Raw genomic sequence first — 20,934 nt, forward strand, 5'->3', positions numbered from 1 at the left:
TCCTTTATTCTTCCCCGCAGTTTCGCAGCGCTTCCCGGTACACCGTCTCGTAGGATACCTGGTGTTCCCTTGCCAGGGCCGCCACATCCTCGTACTCCGGTTTCTGGTGCAGGATCCCACGGCCCTCCGCCGTCTTTACCCGCACCTGCCCCCACCGGGTTTCCACTGTCTTTACACCGGGCTGCAGAAAATATTTGGTACACCTGCGGGCTCTGAGTCCGTTGGTGGTAGTCTCTGCCAGAACGCACCGGGCCATCTCTCCCTCTTTTTCCGGCGGGCACAGCACAGTCAGCACATGTCCCGGCCTGCCCTTTTTCATAGTGCCGGAGATGGTGTAGGCGTCCAGGGCGCCCTCCTCTATCAGCCGCGTACAGGCAAAGGCAAGGGCCTCCGGCGTCATGTCATCGATATTGCACACCAGCTCCGTGATCTCCCCGTCGCCTTTTCCTTCTGTACTTTCTGTCTCTCCCAGGAAGACGCGGACGCAGTTGGCCTGCTCAAAGGTCTTTGTTCCTATACCTACGCCGGGCCGCCCTGTCCTCATCAGCGGCATGGGACCAAAGGATGAGCCGAAAAACTTCAGAAGGGCCGCCCCTGTAGGGGTGCACAGTTCCCCCTGCACCTCCCCTCCATAGACCGGGACTCCCTCCAGGATATTGGCCGTGGCCGGAGCCGGCACCGGCATGACGCCGTGGGCACAGCGGACCGTGCCGCTCCCCACATGCACCGGGGAGACGATGACCTGCTCCGCCCCCAGAAGGTACATGGCATAGCACACCCCTGTCACATCCGCCACAGCGTCCAGGGCTCCCACTTCATGGAAATGGACGTCCCCCACCGGACAGCCGTGTGCTCTGGCTTCCGCCTCCGCGATCATGTCGTACACCGCGCTGGCATTCTCCTTCACCCGGGCCGGAAGTTCCAGTCCGCTGATGATCTCCCGGATATGGCCGGGTGTGGCATGATGATGGTGGTGGCTGTGGTCATGCTCGTGATGGTGATCGTGGTCGTGGTGGTGGTCATGCCCGTGATCATGCTCATGATCGTGAGCATGGTGCTCATGATGGTGGTCATGCTCATGGCCGGGTTCCGTCTCCTCCTCCCCGTCCACTGTCACCGCCATGTGGGTGCCTGCGATGCCGCAGGTGGATGCGGCCCGGGCCTCCAGATGCACGCCGGGAAGTCCCAGACTGTTCATGGTATCCAGAAACTGCTGCCTGTCATCCAGCAGTTCATAGAGGGCGGACATGAGCATATCTCCCGCTGCCCCCATCTTACATTCTATATAAAGTGTCTTCATCTTTCTTCCTCCTTTATCCCTTCCATCTGGTTGATCATGCTGGCCAGGTAGCCTGCTCCAAAGCCGTTGTCAATGTTCACCACACTGCACCCGGAGGCGCAGGAGTTCAGCATGGACAGAAGGGCCGACAGCCCTCCGAAACTGGCCCCGTACCCCACGCTTGTAGGCACGGCGATGACCGGACAGTCCACAAGTCCCCCGATCACGGACGCCAGGGCTCCCTCCATACCTGCCACGGCCACCACGCACCGGGCGCTCATCAGCTCATCCAGACTGGCCAGGAGCCGGTGCAGGCCGGCCACTCCCACATCGTAGAGCCGGATCACCTGGTTGCCCATGGCCTCCGCCGTCAGAGCCGCCTCCTCCGCCACGGCCATGTCGCTTGTGCCTCCGGTAGCTACCACGATCCGCCCCCGAAGAGGTCTCTCCTCCGGAAAGGCGATGGCAAGCTTCGGGATGGGATGGTACTGCACGGCGACTGCTGCCGCCAGCTCCTCCGCCGCCTCCTGCCCGATCCGTGTGACAAGGATATTGCGGCAGTTCCTCTCTCCCATGGCTTTCACAATGCCCACGATCTGCTCCGGCGTCTTTCCTGCGCCGTAGATCACCTCCGCCGCACCCTGGCGGATGCTGCGGTGAAAATCAATCTTCGCGTAATCCAGATCTGCAAATGGCTCCTCCTTCAAGGACAGGAGGGCGTCCTCCGGGGTGGTCTGTCCCCGGGCCACGCTCCGCAGAAGCTCCAGTATATCCTGTTTGTTATCCATCTCTACCTTCCTCCTTTCACTGACACAGAGGGACTGCGCTGCTCCAGATCCAGAAGCACGGTCCCAAAAAGCGGTTTCAGCGCCGCCATAACTTCTTCCCTCTTTTCAAACACAAGAGTCATCTGCTCCCCTGTCACCTGGAGACGGGCCCCGCCTTCTGTAAGCCGCACCCGGAAATCCGAAAAGCCCAGCTCCATAAGGGCCCTCTCCCCCTGCTCTGCCCGAAGAAGAGCCTCCCGGGTGATCCTTGTCCCGGTGGAAATCCTGGTGGCCAGGCAGGCGTAGGCAGGTTTGTCCCATGTGAAAAGGCCTGCCTCCCGGGAGAAAGCGCGCACCTCCTCCTTTGTGACGCCGCATTCCCGCAGCGGCGAGCGCACCTTCAGCTCCCGCAGAGCCTGCATGCCGGGCCGGTCCCCCGCATCGTCAGATGCGTTGGTGCCGTCCAGCAGTACGGTGTAGCCGTCCGCTGCCGCCTGCTCCCGCAGCTTTGTAAAAAGCGCCCTCTTGCAGTAGTAACACCGCCTGGGGCCGTTCTGCGCCGCCTCAGCCACTCCTAAGATATCCATCTCCACCACTTTCATGGGGACAGAAAGCTGCTCTGCCAGCCGCACCGCGTCCTCCAGTTCAAAGTCCGGCTGAAAGACCGTCTTTATATAGTAGGTCTGCACATCACATCCATACGTTTTCGCCGCCCAGAGAAGGAACGCCGAGTCGGTTCCACCCGAGAAAGCCAGGGCCGCCCTGGGCACCTCTCTGAAAAATGTCTCTAAAGTCATATCATCTCTCCTGTCTTCTTACACCAAAAAGAAAAAGGCACCTGCCCCCTTCTGAGTGCAGATACCTTCCTGGTATCTATTCATTTCATCAAACATACATATCCCACGACGCCTGCACGCTGTCCGGAGCGTTCTCTGGCTGTACGCTTTGCGGCTTCTGCCGCCATGCCCCGGCTTCCTGCCGGATGTCATCTGTCTATTTCATAAAATCAGCCAGCGCCTCCACCGCGCTCTCCACTTTTTTTGTCATGGGAAGATCGGCTATGCCTACCACGATATTGTCACACATGTTCACCGGGATCAGGATCCGCCCTGCCTGGCTCTGCCCGACGGCTGCTGCCATCCGGGGTGTGATCTCTCCCAGCATGGAGTCCGCGATCACAATGCCCACAGGCCCCATGATCACATCCGCCTTCCGGCAGGCAACCTCCACAGAGTTTTCTCCCGTGGCCGCCATATCTGCGCCGGCTTTCAGCATGGCGCCTGTAGCGGCGCTGTTGGTTCCCACTGCAAGCACTTCCACATCCGGATATCCGGCCTTCACAGCCGCCACAAGCTGCCGTCCAAGGCCACCGCCCTGTCCGTCTATCACGAGAACCTTCATGCTTTCACCTCCGCATTTTTTCTTTCTATAGTTTATTAGAAACTATTTCCACTGTCAAGAAAGTTTGTTTCCTTTACAGTTTACCGCCGGATCCCGGCCATGGCAAATACCTGTTGCGTATAGTTATCTATACCTGGAAAGCAGGACCACACCCACAGCGCAGACCAGCAGCTCCGTAACCGGGAAGGCCGCCCACACGCCGTACAGCTCCGCCAGGCTGGAGAGGAGAAAGGCCAGGGGGATGATCAGTATAAATCCCCGCAGAAGAGAGATGACGTGGGCCGGCAGGGGTCGCTCCGTGGAGGTAAAGAACACGGAATGGACGATATTAAGCCCTGCAAACACGCACCCTGTAAAGTAGATCTTAAGGCCCGTCTCGGCGATCTGCTGCAGCAGCGCGTTCCCCTCGCTGTTGAAAATCCCCACAATGGGCGCTGCCCCGAAAAACATAAGCAGGTACACCGCCGCGGAAATAAGGATCACCGCCCACTGGGCGTAGCGCAGGATGGCGGATACATTTTTCTGGTTTCCCTGCCCGTAGTTGCTGCTCAGGATAGGCTGGATCCCCTGGGAGATCCCTGTGTAGATGGAGATCACCACAAGGGAAATATTGGCGATGACGCCGTAGGCCGCCACGCCGGTGTTGCCTGCCAGCCCCAGGATGATCATATTAAACACGATCATGACAATGCCGGAGGACACTTCTGTCAGAAGGGACGGAAAGCCGCTTGAGAAGATCCCCAGGGCCAGTCTTGGAGACAGCCTGCATCTGCGCAGATGAAACTGGTTTTTCTTTCTAAGGCGGTGGGAGGACTGTATCAGCATACTGATCACCGGGGCCGTCCCCGTGGCCAGGGCAGCGCCGAACATGCCCATCCCAAGAGGGAACATAAACACATAGTCAAGCACCACGTTGGAGAGGCTTCCCACGATCATGGCCGCCATGGCAAGCTGGGGGGCCCCGTCGTTGCGGACAAAGCAAAGGAACAGGTTGTTTGCCATAAACATGGGGGCAAACATCATCAGCACCTGCAGGTAGGATCTTGTCAGCTCAAACACTTCCGCGTCCGCGCCAAGAAGGCGGGTCAGCACGCCGGAGCAAAGCAGCCCCAGGAAGAAAAAGACGGCCGCAATGAGAACCGTCAGCACCGCCGCATTTGTGAACACCCGGTCCGCGTTCTCATCCTTTCCCTGGCTCTTGAAGATGGTGTATTTAATGCCGCCACCCATTCCGATCATCAGTCCGCTTCCGTTGATGAAGCTGTACACCGGGATGGCAAGGTTGAGGGCTGCCAGCCCGTCTGCCCCCAGGGCTTTGGACACGAAAAATGTGTCCGCCAGAATATAGCAGGACAGGCCGATCATTCCCAGCACATTCAAAGATGAATACTTGATAAACTCTCTAAAACAACTGTTTTTCTGCATACATCATACCTCCGGCTCTTGTGGTCAGATTTCGCCCCGGATCCTGGAAAAACATGGACAGAATAAAAAAAGTCCCATTTATTTCAACAAAGGCCTACTGAAATAAATAAGACATACCCGGCGGCAATCACTGCATTATTCGTTTACATGCTCTGCTAAAATATCACAAAACATATATTAAGTCAAGATATTGCTTAAAATCGATCAATTTTTCTTCGTTTTCTCTTCCTTTTTCAATAAGAAACTGATATAATCCTTTTTAGTGCGCTAAATCGGCACTAAGAAAAAATCTATATTCTAAGAAAGGAATGAATGACATGGACAAGAAGTCAGAATTCAAACCGTATATTCCGGCTGACAAGATCGTGCCGGAATTTACAGTCACTTCTGTTCTCATAGGTATCCTTCTGGCAATTGTGTTTGGCGCAGCCAACGCTTACCTGGGCCTTCTCGTTGGTATGACGATCTCCGCTTCTATTCCTGCGGCCGTTATCTCCATGGGAATTATCCGCGTGATCCTGCGCAGGGATTCCATTCTTGAGAACAACCTTGTACAGACCATCGGTTCTGCCGGCGAGTCTGTCGCAGCGGGAGCAATCTTTACTCTCCCCGCATTATTCTTATGGGCAGAGGAGGGAAAAACTGATTTCCCAAGTATCATGACGCTTTTCCTCGTAGCTCTGTTCGGCGGTATCCTGGGCGTGTGCTTCATGGTACCTCTGCGCCAGGCCCTCATTGTTGAGGAACATGGAACACTGCCATTCCCGGAAGGAACCGCATGTGCCGAGGTTCTTCTTGCTGGTGAGGAGGGCGGTGCAAAAGCCGGAACCGTATTCAAAGGTCTCGGAATTGCAGCCGTTTACAAATTCGTTGCAGACGGTCTTCACCTCTTCCCGAGTGAGATCGGCTATGCATTCAAGAGCTATGCAGGATCCCAGATCGGTATCCAGGTACTGCCTTCACTGGCAGGTGTGGGATACATCTGCGGACCGAAGATCTCCAGCTACATGCTGGCCGGTGGTACACTGAGCTGGTTCGTGCTGATGCCTCTGATCGCACTGTTCGGCGGGGACGCTACCATCTTCCCGGGAACAGACCCGATCTCCTCCATGGCTCCTGGCGACCTGTGGGGAAATTACATCAAGTACATCGGTGCAGGCGCCGTTGCAGCCGGCGGATTTATCAGCCTTATCAAGACATTCCCGCTGATCATCCGCACATTCAAGCAGGCAATGGCAAGCATGTCCAAGAAACACGCAAACAAAGACGCGCTTCGTACAGAGCGGGATCTTCCGATGCCTGTTCTGCTGGCAATCATTGTAGTGATCATCATCGCCATCTGGCTTGTACCGGCATTCCCGGTAAATCCGCTGGGCGCTCTGATCGTGGTTGTATTTGGTTTCTTCTTTGCATCCGTTTCCTCCCGTATGGTAGGTCTCATCGGATCCTCCAACAACCCGGTTTCCGGTATGGCTATCGCTACTCTGATCATTGCTACTCTTGCTCTTAAAGCAACAGGAACAGACGGAACAACAGGTATGGTTGGCGCTATCGCCATCGGCGGTATCATCTGTGTCATCGCAGCCATCGCCGGCGATACTTCACAGGATTTAAAGACAGGTTTCATTGTCGGTGCCACACCTAAGACCCAGCAGATCGGTGAGATCATCGGTGTCGTTGTATCTTCCGCTGCTATCGGATTCGTACTCTACCTGCTGAACGAGGCATGGGGATACGGTACAGAGCAGATCCCTGCCGCACAGGCAACCATGATGAAGATGCTTGTAGAGGGTATCATGAACGCTGATCTTCCCTGGCCGCTCATCTTCACAGGTGTATTTATCGCCATCGTTGTAGAGATTCTGAAAGTACCGGTTATGCCGTTTGCAGTAGGTATGTACCTGCCATTCAGCTTAAGTGCTGGTATCATGGCCGGTGGTATCGTGCGTTACATCGTGGAGCGTATCAAAGGTACAGAGCAGGAGAAAAAAGAGCGTGCAGACCGCGGCGTACTCTTCACATCCGGACTTATTGCCGGAGAGGGTATCATGGGTATCGTCCTTGCTGTCCTGGCAGTGCTTGAGCTGGACGGCGCCATCACTCTTCCATTCTCTCTGCCGCAGATCGGAAGCCTTGTGATCTTCATCCTGCTTCTGTTCTATCTGTACAGACTGTGCATGAAAAAGGAAAAATAAAAAATGAGATCAAAAGACCAACGGAATTACATGGATTTTGTACCGGTTAAAAATCCGGATATTGAATATCAGACAGGCGAGGACGGCATTGTGACTGTTTTCATTGAGTGGAAAGGGTTCTATCACCGGATCGCCCAGAAATTTTTTCACCGCCCAAGGGTAAGCGAAGTAAAACTTGACAACTACGGCAGCTTTGTCTGGCTGTCCATAGATGATATGCGGGATGTGCACCAGCTCTCAAACATACTGGATGCTCAGTTTCCCGGCATGGAGAAGTCTCTCTCCAGACTGATCAAGTTCCTGGAGATCCTCCGTGACAATCATCTGATCCACTGGAAAGGAGAAAAATGGAACTGATACTTCATTATATCCCGTATATTCTTCTGTTTGCCGCAGCCACAGCCGTCATCTACACATGGGGCATATGGCGCACCATGCGGCAGAAACAGGATTTGTCGAACATGCTCAGTTCAAAGGGGATAACAAAAGTCCGAAAAGCCCTTCGCAAAAAGGGTCCCATGACCCGCAGGGAGCTGGAACCCGTGGTAAAAGATCTGACCGCGAAGCAGCCGTTTAACAGCGAGCGCATGGCGGTAACTGATCCGGGAAAATTTCTGGATTCCATCCTTCCGTACATGCTGAAACAAAAGCTGATCACGGAGGAAAAGGAAAACGGGAAAATCATCTACCGGTATAGAAAATAGCATAAGCAAGGAGGCAGACATGACCCATCTGGGCCGTGCCTGCCTCTTTTTTATTTCTGCATTGTTTCTGTCTGGGCGTCACTGGCAGATCCCAGTGTCACGCTCACTGTCTGCTCCTTGTACTCTCCCTGGTCGGTTCTCTGTACCGTCACTTCCACTGTCTCGCCGGATGCATAATACTGGAGCACATCCTGGAGCTGCGACATGCCGGTGATGGTGCGGCCGTCAAATCCTGTGATGATATCCCCTGCCAGCATACCGGCCTGGGCAGCCGGCCCGTCTTCCACTACAGCCGACACAGCCACGCCTGTGGGCATACCGTACATCTGGGACGCCTCTGAGGATACGTCCGTCCCCTGGATACCCAGGTAGGATGCCTGGCTTTCATCCACTTTCTCCCGGGTAGTCTGGTTCATAAGATTCTGCAGACTCTCCTGGGCTTTGTTGATGGGGATGGCAAAGCCGATACCGTCAACTGTTGTGCCGGACTGTGTCGTGGAGCTCTTGGCCTGGTTGATGCCGATCAGTTCGCCTTTCATGTTCAGAAGGGCGCCGCCGCTGTTTCCGGAATTGATGGGCGCGTCGGTCTGGATCAGCCCGGTGTACGTATTTGTCGTTCCATTGTCACTGGAGATCTGCAGATTCCGGTCCAGGGCGCTTACATAGCCGCTTGTGACGGACTGCCCGTAACCCAGGGCGTTTCCGATGGCAACCACCTGCTCGCCCAGGACAAGCTCATCCGAGTCGCCGATGGTGGCTATCTTGATCTGTCCCATGGTGTCACTGGAAATATCCGACAGCTTCACCGCCACAACAGCCAGGTCGTTGGTGGCGTCTGTCCCCTTGATCTGTCCTTCCACTGCCGTCTCATCCACAAATCCCACAGACAGGCTGTCTGCTCCTTCTACCACATGATTGTTGGTGGCGATGAGAAGTTCCGTGTCATTCTTTCCCACGATGACACCGGTTCCTGCTCCTTCCACCTCATACTCCTGGGTGCCGCCGAAGAAGCTCCTCATCTCCTCCACAGACATGGTGGAGATGGTGACAAGGGAGGGCATGGCATTCTCAGCCACCTGGGCCACGGTTCCCGTGCTGTCCGTGCTGTCCGTGCCGGACACGGTTTCTGTGTTGCTTATGCCGTTCTCCGCAGCTTTTCTGTTGTAGACCTGGCTGGCTGCCACATTCACCCCGAAGGCCGTGCCTCCTGCCACTGCTCCAAAGACCAGGGCCATGGCCACAAGCACTGCCCATCTCTTCTTCATGCTCATGGGGCCTTTGGGAGCGTTCTTAGATTTTTTTGCCTTTTTCAGCTTCTTTTCCGGTACGGCGCTCCCGGCTTCTGTGTAGTCCATATATCCGGCAGCTCCTGCCTGCTGACCTGCCTCCTGGGATTCTTTACTTTCTTCGTTGTATCCTTCTGTATATCTTTCATCCATCATAGTCTCAGCCTCTTTCCTCCGTAAGAAATGATCTTTTTTCTTTTTACAAGACTGATTATAGAGCGATCCTGTGATGGAATTGTGAAGAACTTTTTATGTTTTTGTGTTTTTTAAGATGCCTCTTCCTTCTGCTGGTTCACATTCATCACCAGCATCTGGAGCCGGTTCTCGATGTTGGCAAAGCTGACGTCCGGATCGTAGTCCAGAGGCAGGATCTGCACGTCGGGATACAGCTCTTTCAGCTTCTTGGCAATGCCCCGCCCTACCACATGGTTAGGCAGGCAGCCGAAGGGCTGCAGGATGACAAAGGCCCGGCATCCCCGCTTTGCGTGGTGGAGGATCTCGCCGGAGATCAGCACGCCCTCCCCTGCGTCAAAGGTGTGATGGATGACCTGGTCACTGTCTTTCACCATCTCCTCCATTCTGAGAGCAGGCTGGTAGAGAGGATGCTTTTTCGCGATCCGGTCTGTCATGTCGTGGGCAACGTCAAAGGCTTTGTTTGCCACATGATACCAGATCTTCTGGATGAGAGGACGCTTCAGGTGGTACTCCCTGTTCTGGCTGTTCTGGTAGAAATAGGTTTTCCGGATAACGTCCGTCATGCGGGCTTCTATGATCTCAAATCCGTTCTTCTCCAGGTAGTCCTCGATATCATGGTTGGCGCCGGGATGGAAATTCAGCAGGTACTCTCCAACGATCAGCACGCCCGGCCTGGGGCTGGTTCGGTCGTACTCTATCTGGTTCATAATATCCACGGCCTTCTTAAAGCCCCTCCTGGCGCCCGGGATGCCCTTTGTCTCCAGCCCTTCCACCACGGCGTCCAGGGCTTTCTCAAAGGCTGTGTCCGCGCTTCCTTTTACCTTCTCGTAGGGCCGGATCTTCCGCAGCAGCTCTTCCAGCACATCGATCATGGGCAGAGAGAAGGCAATCTTCAGGGAGGTGGAAAGGTTCATCTTAAATCCAGGATGCAGGTTGTGGGAGTCCGCATCATCATTGGTAAGGATGGGCACCTGGGAAAATCCCGCGTCATCCAGCGCTTTCCGAAGAAGGGCGCTGTAGTGGGTCAGACGGCAGTCGCCCACGTATTTGCCCATGGCGATCGCCGTGTGGTCCGGGTCGTACTTTCCGCTGCGGAGGGCCTCCAGGGCCTCACCGATAACGATCTGGGCCGGGAAACAGATGTCGTTGTGGACATACTGCTTTCCAAGCCGGATGGCCTCCCCTCTTCCGATCTCCAGGGGCACGGTCTTCACGCCCTGCCCCGCAAAAGAGGCGGCCATGATCCGGCTGAAGGCGTGGGACGTGTTGGGCACCAGCACCATTTTGTCCGCCCTGTCCTTCTTTTCAAATTTCACTGGATAGGGGTCCTTAAGCTCCCTCGTCTCCAATCTTTTCTTTTTCTCTCTTCCCATGGCCACTGTCTCCAGGAAGGACCGGACGCGGATACGCAAGGGGCCCTGGATGTCGCTCTCGTCCAGCTTCAGGACAAGAGGGATTTTCCCGGATATCTCGTGCATCAGCCGGATGATCTCATCCGACAGGTAGGCGTCATGGCCGCAGCCAAAGCTCACCACCTGCACGTACTCCAGACAGTCGCTCTGAGCCGCCAGGATGGCGGAGGAGAGCATCCTTGCGTGGAAATTGTTGACAATGTCGATCCTGCTTTTATTGAGGTCCACATCCTCGATACCCGGAACCGAGTCCGCTGTCAGCACGGGAATTCCCATGGTGACAAACATCTCCGGCAGGTCGTGATTGACAAGGGCATCGTTCTGGTAGGGCCTGGACGCCAGGACAACAGCAAACTTCCCTTTCTCTTTCACTCTCTCAATGATGGCGGCTCCCTGCCTTTTCAGCTCTGCCCGGAAGCTCTCCTGGGCCTGCTCTCCCGCTGCAATAGCTTTCTTTGTCTCCGCCTCCGGTATCTGGAAATGCTCTTTCATATAGATGGTAAGCTGCCGGTTCCGGTCCTCTTTTGAGGGCCAGTGGAACAGCGGTTCGTCAAAGGGGATGCCGAACTGTCTCTTGGGGTTGTCCGAGTTTTTCACCACAATGGGATAGCCCTTCACCACGGCGCACATGGACTCGCTTGTCTTCTCCGTGTTCTCTGTGGGAATGGTGGTCACAGCGGGCATGAAGATGCGGTCCACCTTCTTCGCCGCCAGGTTCCGGAGATGTCCGTGTACCAGCTTGGCCGGGAAGCAGACGGTGTCCGAGGTAACAGCGGAAAGTCCCGACTCGTACATTTTTCTCGTGCTTATGTCCGAGAGCTGTACCTTGTACCCAAGAGCTTTCCAAAAGGTGCTCCAAAAAGGCATGAACTCCCAATTGGAGAGGACTCTGGGAAGGCCGATGGTGAGATTCCTCTTTACAGCCGGTTCCGGGCAGGGATAGTCTTTGAAGAGAAGCTCTTCCCTTCTCCTGTACATGTTGGGCACTCTGTTGACTTTCTGGGTCTTCTCCCTGAGCTGTTTTCTTGCCTGGGCGTCCTCCGGTCTGCCCAGCACCTCTCCCCTCTCGCAGCGATTGTTTGTCACCCAGGAATTGCCGTTTGAGAAAGTGACAATGGTCCTCCGGCAGTGGTTGGTGCAGAAGGGACAGGGGGCGTTGGACTCCTGTGTGTAGGAGAAGTCGTCCAGGCTGTCCAGGTCGATGAAGGTGCGTTTTTCGGGCTCTCTTGCATGCCGCTCTTTGGCGATGAGGGCCACGCCCACTGCACCCATAAGACCTGGATAGGGGGCTCGGACAACCTGGCGGCCTGTGTACTCTTCCATGGCCCGCACAACGGCGTCATTTTCAAAGGTACCTCCCTGGACCACAATGCGCTCTCCCAGAGAGTCCAGGTTGGAGATACGGATCACCTTTGTAAATACATTCTCTATGATGGAGCGGCAAAGTCCCGCCATGATGTCCTCCGGCAGGCGGCCGTTTCTCTGCTCGGTGATGATGCTGCTGTTCATAAAGACCGTACAGCGGCTTCCCAGCTTTGCCGGATGCTTTGAGGCAAAGGCTGCCTCCGCGATCTTTCTGGCCGGGATATGCAGGGAGGCGGCAAAGTTCTCAAGGAAAGAACCGCAGCCCGAGGAGCAGGCCTCATTGACCAGGATATTGGTGATGATGCCGTTGTCCAGCCAGATGGCTTTCATGTCCTGTCCGCCGATATCCAGAATGAAGGTGGCGTCTTTTACGTACTTTTCTGCCGCCCGGGCGTGGGCCACCGTCTCCACGGTGTGGTACTCCGCCTGGAAGGCTTTGGCAAAGAGCTGCTCCCCGTAGCCGGTGGTGCCCACTGCCAGTATATTAAGGTCAATGTTGTCCCTTTTGTAGCGGTCCCGCATCTGGATCATGGCTTTCTTGGCCACAAGAAGGGGCTCTCCCTCGTTGGGAGCATAGAAGGAGTCCAGGATCTCCTCTTTTTCATCCATCAGCACAAACTTGGTGGTGGTGCTGCCGGAGTCAATGCCAAGGTACACGTTGACCTTCTCTCCCGGCCGGGGCTTCTTCCACTGTCTGGAGGCCTTCTCATGCCGTTTCTCAAAGGCAGCCTTCTCCTCCTCCGAGGCGAAGAAGGGACGGGCCTCCTCCCCCTGGCCGCTCTTTGCTTGAAAGGAAGGGCTGCGCAGTGTTTCCAGAAGCTCCCCGGTATCCAGGATCCGCTTCCTGTTTTCAAACATGCTCTCCAGGGAGATGGCCGCCCCGTAAGCCACCATCAGCTCGGGCCTCTCCGGAATGATCACATCCTCTCCGGACAGCTTCAGTCTCTTTGCAAACACCTGTATAAGGGTGGGATTGAAGGTGAGGGGGCCTCCCTCAAAAGCCACCGGCTTTCTGATCTCCAGTCCCTGGGCCAGCCCGCCTATGGTCTGCTTGGCAATGGCGTGAAAAGAGGACAGGGCCAGATCCGCCCTGGCCACGCCCTGGTTCAGAAGGGGCTGGATGTCTGTCTTTGCGTAGACGCCGCACCGGCCGGAGATATCGTATGTAAATCCTCCCTTTTCCGCAAGGGCGTTCAGTTCCTCCACCGGCACCTTTAATATAGAAGCAACTTCATCAATGAAAGCTCCGGTGCCGCCCGCGCAGCTTCCGTTCATCCGCATGTCCGCCACATTCAGGTCCCCTGTCTTCTCGTCTTTTCTGAAGAAAATGATCTTGGCGTCCTGACCTCCCAGCTCGATGGCCGTCCGCACAGAAGGGTACTTCTTTCTCAGCGCCAGCGCGTTGGCCGCCACCTCCTGTATAAAAGGGATTTTCAGCTTCTCCGCAATGGGCTTAGCACCCGATCCTGTCAGCGCAGGCTCGATCTTCACCCCCGGGAATTTCTCCTGGAAGCCCTCCAGCACACGAATGATGCTCTGCACCTGGTTGGCATGATGTCTTCTGTAATCTGAGTAGACCACTTCCCCGTTTTCCGGGTCCACGGCCGCAATCTTAGTCGTCGTTGATCCAACATCAATCCCGGCAAGAAGCACCTTGCCGGGCTGGATTTCCACAAGTTCCTGATCCATCCATCTTCCCTGCCTTCTCTTTAGTTCTTACTGATGTCATGGCTTCTCTATTTTCAGTTTTTTGCAATTTTAGGGCGGCTGCCGCGTAAAGATTCACGCTGCGCAGCCGCCGGGTATATGTCATGACTAACTCTTTATGAAAGAGTTTATATCACAAACCAGGACAGATGTCAATGATTTTACAGCACAGCCGCCGGCTAGCGCCTCACATGCCGGATCATCCCCTGCACAGAAGCATTCGCATTGACCACGGTCAGCGTAATATCCGGGTGACGGCTCTGGAACACGCGGAACACCTCGTCCGCAAAGCCCTGCCCCATAAAGTCTATCCCTCTGAAGTCAAAGACAACCTCCTTGAATTCATCCAGCCTGCGCAGGATACGCCTGGCCTGGGATCTGGCCACCGGATCTCCCAGCGGGCACATCTCCCGCAGAAGGATCTCCGTCTTCACGAACCCCTCCTCCAGAGGCGCATATGTGTCAAATACTTCCCTGGATGTGCGCTTTGTATCATTGTCCAGTTTCATCACTGCCATAGTTCCTATCCCCTCCAGTCTTGTATAATAGGAAATCAGATGGGACTGCACAAATCTGTGTCTGTCGCCGCACCGGTAGGCATAGACCGTATTTTCTGACCATATAGCGAACTGCGCCAGCATTTTTGACACAAAAAAGATGCCCTCCCCGGAGTGCCCTTCCGGGTTCGTTGTCAGCTTTCCCTTGTACAGCTCCAGGGCCGCCTGGGCGCTGTCCAGAGTGACACCTTTCTTCTCCCTCATATAATTTTGTATGTTCCGAAAAATGCCTGTCCCGTTATCTGTAATAGAAATCTCTGTATACAGAGGGTCCTGCCGCAGGGCGAAAAGAATCCTGCTGCCCCCGGAATGTTCAATGGCGTTATTCATGATCTCTGTAAACGCATAGTACCAGATATCCTTTGCGTTGTCAGACAGCCCGTCCAGGTGCGGGTGGATGTACTCCCAGAAAATGCTGTCCTCCTCAAGCTCTCCGTCATTTTTCAGTTCCCAGTTCTCCGAGACCGTGCGCAGCTTCCAGCCTGCAGGCAAGCTCTCATCTTCCTCCAGAATTCCCTGCTTTGCGCACTCCTTGACGTACCGGCGCACCGATGTCTCGGAAATACCAAAATTCTCCGCCGTCCTCTTGAGGAAATCACTGCAGCCGTCCCGGATCTTGTCCATCATATACCTTCTTATAGCGTCTCTTTTTGCTTCTGTAAACGACATGTCTTCAACCTTATTTTATAAATTCAAAACTATAATTTCTATTTATAATACCATAACACATTTCAGGGTGCAGGACAAGCGGCTGCCTTATTTATCTGTCTCATTTATCCATTTTATTTACCCGGCTGTTTCCTCTGCCATCTCCAGATAGATGCGGCAGTTCAGGTGGCTGTTGTCCAGCTCCAGGGCCCTCCGGAAAGCCCGGCTTGCCTCCTCCTTCCTCCCGTAGCCGAAGCAGGCAAGCCCCATCAGATAGTGGCAGTGAACCTGATCAGCTAAGGTCCGGTCCTCTTCAAAGACAAGGAAGTCCGGCAGGGACACAGCAAAGTAGTCCACCTGGGGCCGGTCTTCCAGATGCCGCTCCCCGTAGTCCAGAAGGCTGTTGAAGCAGGCGCAGGCTCCCTTCTCATCTCCCAGTTCCCGCAGGGCCAGCCCCAGGTGATACCAGAGGTGATTGTCCCTGGTTCCTTCCAGGCGCCCCTCTCCTAAATTCTCCGGATAGGTCAGCGCCTGGCGGATACAGGGTAAATCTGGCCATGCCTTTTGTGCCGTACATCTGATCTACGTCGCTGACCAGGACGGAAGCGCTGCCGTCCGCCTGCTTCTCCATCTTCCAGTCCACCGGAAGATAGGTGGTGGGCCGGTGGTGCTGGGGCCAGTTAAATTCGATGCCTCCGGAGATCCAGGGGCCGGTAACCCCCACAAGGGCCGGCTTGATGACATGGTTGTAATAGACGAAATCATAGCCGTTTGTCTTGTCGTAAGCCCGCTGGATGCGTCCCCCCAGCTCCGGCAGCACCATAACCTTCAGATACTGGTTTTCCAGGAACACCGCCCGGTACACGTGGTCCGTCTTCTCGTAGCTGATCTTTTCTGTCACCGGGTAGGGATAGACTTTTCCACTGCTTCCCTGGTTCTTTCGAGGCAGCCCTAGGTCTGTCCGGGAGCCTTTACGCGCTCCGTCTATGTTTTACTTTTTCTTATACTCCCTGCATGCCTCCGCGTAGGCCAGGATGTTGGCCCATGGCACTTCCGGCTCCAACAGGTGGGTGGGGGCCACCATAAGGCCTCCCTTCTCTCCCGCAATGTCCAGGTTTCCCCACACATTTTCCTTCACTTCTTCCGGCGTCCCGAAAGGCATGACTGTCTGTGTGCCGATGGTACCGTGGAAGGAGATCCTGTCCCCGTATTTTTCATAGATCTCTTTAAACTCCATGCACTCCGCCTGGATCGGATTGAGCACGTCAATGCCTGCATCGATAAGGTAATTGATAAAGGGCTCAATGTAACCGCAGGAGTGGTAGATGACGATGATGTCCGGCCGCACCTCCTTCACTTTTGAGATAAGCCGCTTCAGTCTGGGATAGAGCCACTGGCTGTACATCTCCTCGCTCATCATGATGCTGTGCTGCATGCCGATGTCGTCTCCCAGATAGAGGATATCCACCCCCGCCTTTGCGTAGATCAGCGCCCGGTCTGTGGACATCTTCTCCACCATGTCAAAGACTGCCTCCGCCAGCTCCTCGTCACTTAACATGTCCATCATGAGATTTTCCATGCCCCGGATATACCAGGCGGTCTCCCAGATGGTGCACTGCATGTTTCCCACAGAGGCCAGCCCCTTTTCATGGAGCTCCTTCACTCTGTCCTTCACCCATACATTTTTCTCCTCCGTGTAGACCGGGATGGGATAGCTCTCTATCTCCTCCACCTCCTCTGCGTCCTCCAGAGGATGGTGCATCTTTGTCATGTGCATGGAGGTGGGGCTGGACTCGTGGCCCACTCCCCACTCGTCGATCTCCATATTGTCCTTGATCTCATCGTAGTAGGGGTAAAACCTGGTGATATCCGTATCCTCCGGGATCAGCTCACCTACCCGGCGCCAGGGCATCCCGAAATACTCCATATAGTCGGCGCCCGGCCCTCCGATCTCCTCCTGGAAACTCTTTTCCAGGCTGGGGCAGAGCATGAACTCCACAGGCACGGTCTCATATCCTTCCCTTCTCAGCAAATGAAGCAGATTTTCTCTTGGCGTCATTCTTTTCACCTTTCCTTCTTTTTTATTCTTCGTCTTCCCCGAAGTACATATATTCCATATAAAGCTGCTGGAAGTTCCGGTCTGTGGACAGGGAGATCTCCCGGACCTTTCCGGCGATCTCATCCACAGCGGCCCCTCCGCCCGCCTCTCTCAGATACCGCAGCGCCCCCTCAAGGGACGTATTTCCCGCAGGGCGGGCTTTCCCCACACAGTCCTGGGGCAGAAGTCCGATGCCTGCTGCCTTCTCTATATCAAGCTGGCAGCCAAATCCCCCGGCAATGTAGAACGTATCCACATCCCGGGCCTCCACGCCGCATGCGGCAAGGAGAGTCTCAAGTCCGGCCCGCACCGCCGCCTTGGCAAGCTGGATCTCCCGGATATCTTTCTGGAAGATCCGTATCTTTCCCTCCCCATCCAGGGGAAATCCCTCCTCATCCCAGGGCTCTTCCAGCCGCCCGGTCTCATCCAGGATCCCGGCCTCCATCATCTCGTACACAGCCTCGATGATCCCGGTGCCGCAGATCCCCACAGGTGCTCCGCCGCCGATGGTCTGAAGCTCCATCTGCTGTCCGTTCCACCGGGCGCCGCAGATGGCCCCCGGTATGCTTCCGGTGCCGCAGATGATATTGTCTCCCTCAAAGGCTGGGCCCGCGGCTGCGGAGGCTGCCAGGATCCGGTCCTTATTTCCAACCGCCATCTCCCCGTTGGTCCCCAGGTCCACAAGAACGCTGACTTCCTCTTTTCTGTGGAAATCCAGGGCATAGAGGCCGGCAGTGATATCTCCTCCGATGTAGGCCGACACCCCCGGGAAAACGGACACGTCAAAGTCCTCCGCCGCCTCCCCCAGCAGCGCCTGCCCGTCTGTGTCTATCCGCTCTGTGGAGCAGGGCATAAAGGGATAGACTCCCAGGGAATGACAGGGGTATCCCATCAGCAGATGGACCATGGTGGTGTTGGCTCCGATGACCATCCGGTCTATATGTTCCTTCCCGCCATCCGTGAGACGGGCTAGTCCTTCCCGCAGGACATCCCGGATACAGTCCTGCATCTCCTTTGCCTTTCCCTCGTCCGCCGCCTGGATCCGGCTGATGACATCCGCCCCGTACTGCCGCTGGGTGTTAAGAGACGTGTAGATCCGAGGCCTCTCCCCTGTCTCCAGGTCCGCCAGCTCCATGGCCACGGTGGTGGTTCCGATATCGACAGCCACGCCCTTCCTGCCGGCCTTTTCTGCGCTCTTACGTTCCAGGCTTTCCTCCCCGGCTTTTTCCCGGCTGCCAGGAATATAGAAGGCATCCTCCCGGGCTTCCTTAAGCCGGATCACGCAATCTCCCGCAGGATGGGCCCGGCAGGCCAGGCGTACGCCTCTCTCCAGCTCCTCTTCAGAGAAATGGCTCCGATCCGCCTCTGTCACGGCCAGCTCACCCTTTACAAGGCGGATCCGGCACTTCCCGCAGGTGCCTCTCCCGCCGCAGGGGGCATCCAGATAAATCCCCCACGCCCGCAGCGTCTCCAGAATACTCTGTCCTGCCTGCACATGGCCTCTGATCCGTCTTCTCTTTAATCCGTCCCTGTCCACTGTCTCCACCTCAAGAACAGGGGGACGGCCCTTCCGCATCCGGCAGGAAGTGTCGGGACATCCGCTGCAGTCATGTTCCCAGAAAAACTGATCCCTGTCCCTTGTAAGGAGAAAGACCTGGCAGGCGCTTTTTACCGGCCGGTACATAAGACCTTCCGTGATCTCCATGCCTCCCTCTCCGGCGCCGGAGACCTGGAGGGCTTTCTTCTGGATCTCCATGGGAGCGTCCTGGGGCGCCTCCAGCCGCCGTCTGATCCCCAGGCCCTGCTGCCTGCACAGCCCCAGGACAGGCTCCCGAAGCTGCCTATCCATCTGAAAGAGACAGTGATCCGCAATGGCATCTGCCAGCATGGCCTTCACACAGTCGCCCTCTCTGAAAAGCTCCCCGGACCAGCCGCTGAGCGCTTCCCCCACTGTGGTGATGACGTACAGGGCCTCCTGGCCTTCTTCCGCCTCTTCCTCATAAAGGACGCCTTCCGTGTCCCCCACACCCAGAAACGCCTCCGGCTCCAACCGCTCAAAGGCTTCCGGGAGCATCTCTTCCAGCTCTTCTGCCAGTTCCCCGCCAAGAGTGCTTTTGTGCCCGTCCAGCAGGCGGCAGACCTCCTCGGCTGAAATACTGATGTGAAAATCCGTGTACCGCATTACGCACTCTTCTTTTCCAGGACCACGCTTCTGGCTGTCTCTGCCGCGGAAGCCGCATCCGGCGTGTAGTAGTCCGCCCCGATCTGCCGGGCAAAGTCATCTGTGACAGGGGCGCCGCCGATCATGACAATATACTTTTCCCGAAGTCCCCTCTCTTTTAAGCGGTCAATGCAGGCCTGCATCTGACACATGGTGGTACTTAAAAGGGCTGACATACCGATGACGTCCGCGTGCATCTCCTCCGCCTTATCAATAAAGGCGTCTGAGCTGACGTCCACGCCCAGATCACAGACTTCAAATCCGGCCCCCTTGAACATCATGCAGACCAGATTTTTGCCGATATCGTGCAGATCTCCCTGGACAGTTCCAATGACAGCCCGGCCTACCGGTTCATTTCCGACCTCCACCAGCTTTGGCTCCAGGATGGAGAGCCCGGCGTTCATGGCGCGGGCAGCCACCAGCACCTCCGGCACGAACACCTCGTTGTTCTTGAATTTTCCCCCAATGATCATCATGCCCGAGAGCAGTCCCTCGTTTAAGATCTCTTTCGGGTCCACTCCCTCGTCCAGTGCCTGCTGCACCAGCGCCTTCACTTTCTTAGCCTTTCCTTTTTGCAGAAGTTCCGACATTTCCTGTAAAAGTTCCATCTCTTTATTCTCCTCTCTGTTCTATACCCTCTTACGCTTTCCCATAAAATGTTTCTGCCGCATCAAAAAATGCCTGCAGGTTCTCAAGGGGTGTCACCGGCGGGATATCACATCCGCTGGAGAGCAGGAAGTTGTCATATTTCCCACAGGTTTCCAGAAGCTCTGTCACGGCATGTTTTACTGCCTCCGGTGTGCCGCTGCGCAGGATCCCCACCGGATCGATGTTTCCAAGCACCAGCCTGTCTGCCGGCATCTGCTTCAGCACCGTCTCCATATTCACCGCGTTCCCGAAACTGTATCCGTGTGCCGGGATATCTGCGATGTCCCCAAGAAGGGGTTCCACCATGCCGCAGTTGTGATAGATCATCACAAGCCCTGCCTCCTCTGCCGCCTGGCAGATCCTTTTCACATACGGCACAGAGAACTCTCTAAAAAGCCCCGGAGAGAGAAGTCCGGCTGCCGGTTCTGCCATGACAATGCCGTGGGCTCCTGCCTCCTTAAAAGCTCTGGCGTAATCGCAGAGAAATCCTGTCACCTTCTCCAGCACCGTCTCCACCATCTCCGGCTCCTCGTAGCAGAGGATCATGATCTCTGTCATGTCCAGAAGCCTTCCGGCCAGGGAGTAAGGGCCGATCATGCCCGCAAAGACAGGCCTGTCCTCTGTCACTTCTGCAATCTTCCGGATGCCTTCCAGGCACTCCCCGGTCCTGCCTGCCCCTACTTCCGGCACCTGCAGTGCCTCCGCCTCTTCCTCCTCCTGGATGATGGCTGCCGTCACAGTAGGCACCTCCTGGCTGCTGTAGCGCACCGGGCTTCCGAAAGCCTCCGCCTCCACGGACAGATCCATCAGCCCCAGCACGGCTGCCATGTCAAATCTGTCCGCAATCGCCTTCATGCACTCTGCCTGCAGCTGGCTGTTTCCTACTGTCTCCTCCACCGTGTGTCCCGTGATCTGGATACCCGGGAAGGAAAGTACCGGAAGAGGTCTTTTCCTTCCCGGGCGGATCATGTCCTGCACCCATCTTTTCCTGTCAAAATCCATCTTTGTTTCCCGCTCCTTTTCTTT

General features: G+C 55.8%; 16 protein-coding genes and 2 pseudogenes. 3 read left to right on the forward strand and 15 right to left on the reverse strand.

All coding sequences use genetic code 11. The features are described from left to right. Positions 1-4: 4 nt before the first annotated feature. From larC to INF30_RS07765, 5 genes are all read right to left on the reverse strand, one after another. Positions 5-1,300: a nickel pincer cofactor biosynthesis protein LarC gene (larC, locus tag INF30_RS07745; protein ID WP_226394804.1), complete on the reverse strand. Its 1,296-nt coding sequence runs from the start codon at positions 1,298-1,300 to the stop codon at positions 5-7. Beyond that, positions 1,297-2,067, reverse strand: coding sequence for a nickel pincer cofactor biosynthesis protein LarB (gene larB, locus INF30_RS07750; protein WP_226394805.1), 771 nt, complete (start codon positions 2,065-2,067; stop codon positions 1,297-1,299). Before larB ends, larC begins: the two co-directional genes overlap by 4 nt. Before the next feature lie 2 nt (positions 2,068-2,069). Next, a complete protein-coding gene (gene larE / locus INF30_RS07755) occupies positions 2,070-2,843 on the reverse strand; it encodes an ATP-dependent sacrificial sulfur transferase LarE (RefSeq protein ID WP_226394806.1) in 774 nt (257 codons plus the stop codon). Positions 2,844-3,039: 196 nt separating this feature from the next. Continuing rightward, complete coding sequence (locus INF30_RS07760) at positions 3,040-3,447, reverse strand: DUF3842 family protein (RefSeq protein WP_076778779.1); 408 nt, start codon at positions 3,445-3,447, stop codon at positions 3,040-3,042. A gap of 123 nt (positions 3,448-3,570) precedes the next feature. Next, positions 3,571-4,872: an MATE family efflux transporter gene (locus INF30_RS07765; protein WP_226394807.1), complete on the reverse strand. Its 1,302-nt coding sequence runs from the start codon at positions 4,870-4,872 to the stop codon at positions 3,571-3,573. A gap of 308 nt (positions 4,873-5,180) precedes the next feature. Here INF30_RS07765 and INF30_RS07770 point away from each other — a divergent pair, with 308 nt between their 5' ends. From INF30_RS07770 to INF30_RS07780, 3 genes are read left to right on the forward strand one after another with little or no spacing between them, the layout of a single operon-like run. Continuing rightward, positions 5,181-7,067: an OPT family oligopeptide transporter gene (locus INF30_RS07770; RefSeq protein ID WP_408639750.1), complete on the forward strand. Its 1,887-nt coding sequence runs from the start codon at positions 5,181-5,183 to the stop codon at positions 7,065-7,067. Between the two features lie 3 nt (positions 7,068-7,070). Further along, entirely contained in the window at positions 7,071-7,424 is a 354-nt protein-coding gene (locus INF30_RS07775) for a PqqD family protein (protein WP_076778789.1), read from the forward strand. Continuing rightward, entirely contained in the window at positions 7,415-7,771 is a 357-nt protein-coding gene (locus INF30_RS07780) for a hypothetical protein (RefSeq protein ID WP_076778792.1), read from the forward strand. Before INF30_RS07775 ends, INF30_RS07780 begins: the two co-directional genes overlap by 10 nt. A gap of 50 nt (positions 7,772-7,821) precedes the next feature. On the opposite strand, the gene INF30_RS07785 is transcribed toward INF30_RS07780, so the two are convergent. The 10 genes and pseudogenes from INF30_RS07785 to INF30_RS07830 form a co-directional block, all read right to left on the reverse strand. Then, positions 7,822-9,213, reverse strand: coding sequence for a S1C family serine protease (locus tag INF30_RS07785; protein WP_226394809.1), 1,392 nt, complete (start codon positions 9,211-9,213; stop codon positions 7,822-7,824). 110 nt (positions 9,214-9,323) lie between these two features. Next, entirely contained in the window at positions 9,324-13,718 is a 4,395-nt protein-coding gene (locus INF30_RS07790) for an acyl-CoA dehydratase activase (RefSeq protein WP_226394810.1), read from the reverse strand. Positions 13,719-13,915: 197 nt separating this feature from the next. Then, on the reverse strand, positions 13,916-14,962 hold the full coding sequence (locus INF30_RS07795) for an STAS-like domain-containing protein (RefSeq protein WP_226394811.1): 1,047 nt from the start codon (positions 14,960-14,962) through the stop codon (positions 13,916-13,918). A gap of 117 nt (positions 14,963-15,079) precedes the next feature. After that, a complete protein-coding gene (locus tag INF30_RS14735) occupies positions 15,080-15,298 on the reverse strand; it encodes a tetratricopeptide repeat protein (protein ID WP_226394812.1) in 219 nt (72 codons plus the stop codon). A gap of 72 nt (positions 15,299-15,370) precedes the next feature. Continuing rightward, positions 15,371-15,523: pseudogene (locus INF30_RS14910) on the reverse strand (hypothetical protein); the annotation flags it as partial. Continuing rightward, positions 15,477-15,929: pseudogene (locus INF30_RS07810) on the reverse strand (DUF5107 domain-containing protein); the annotation flags it as partial. The pseudogenes INF30_RS14910 and INF30_RS07810, both read right to left, overlap by 47 nt. Positions 15,930-15,932: 3 nt before the next feature. Beyond that, positions 15,933-17,000, reverse strand: coding sequence for a uroporphyrinogen decarboxylase family protein (locus tag INF30_RS07815; protein WP_226394813.1), 1,068 nt, complete (start codon positions 16,998-17,000; stop codon positions 15,933-15,935). Between the two features lie 22 nt (positions 17,001-17,022). Next, a complete protein-coding gene (locus tag INF30_RS07820; RefSeq protein ID WP_226394814.1) occupies positions 17,023-19,221 on the reverse strand; it encodes an ASKHA domain-containing protein in 2,199 nt (732 codons plus the stop codon). Then, positions 19,221-19,868, reverse strand: coding sequence for a cobalamin B12-binding domain-containing protein (locus INF30_RS07825; protein ID WP_076778812.1), 648 nt, complete (start codon positions 19,866-19,868; stop codon positions 19,221-19,223). The genes INF30_RS07820 and INF30_RS07825 overlap by 1 nt, the downstream gene beginning before the upstream one ends. Before the next feature lie 31 nt (positions 19,869-19,899). Next, the gene (locus INF30_RS07830; protein WP_226394815.1) at positions 19,900-20,910 is read right to left on the reverse strand and encodes a uroporphyrinogen decarboxylase family protein; all 1,011 of its coding nucleotides are present in this window, start codon (positions 20,908-20,910) and stop codon (positions 19,900-19,902) included. Positions 20,911-20,934 lie beyond the last annotated feature (24 nt).

Origin of the sequence: Claveliimonas monacensis (assembly GCF_014982975.1) — a bacterium.
GTDB lineage: Bacteria > Bacillota > Clostridia > Lachnospirales > Lachnospiraceae > Claveliimonas > Claveliimonas monacensis.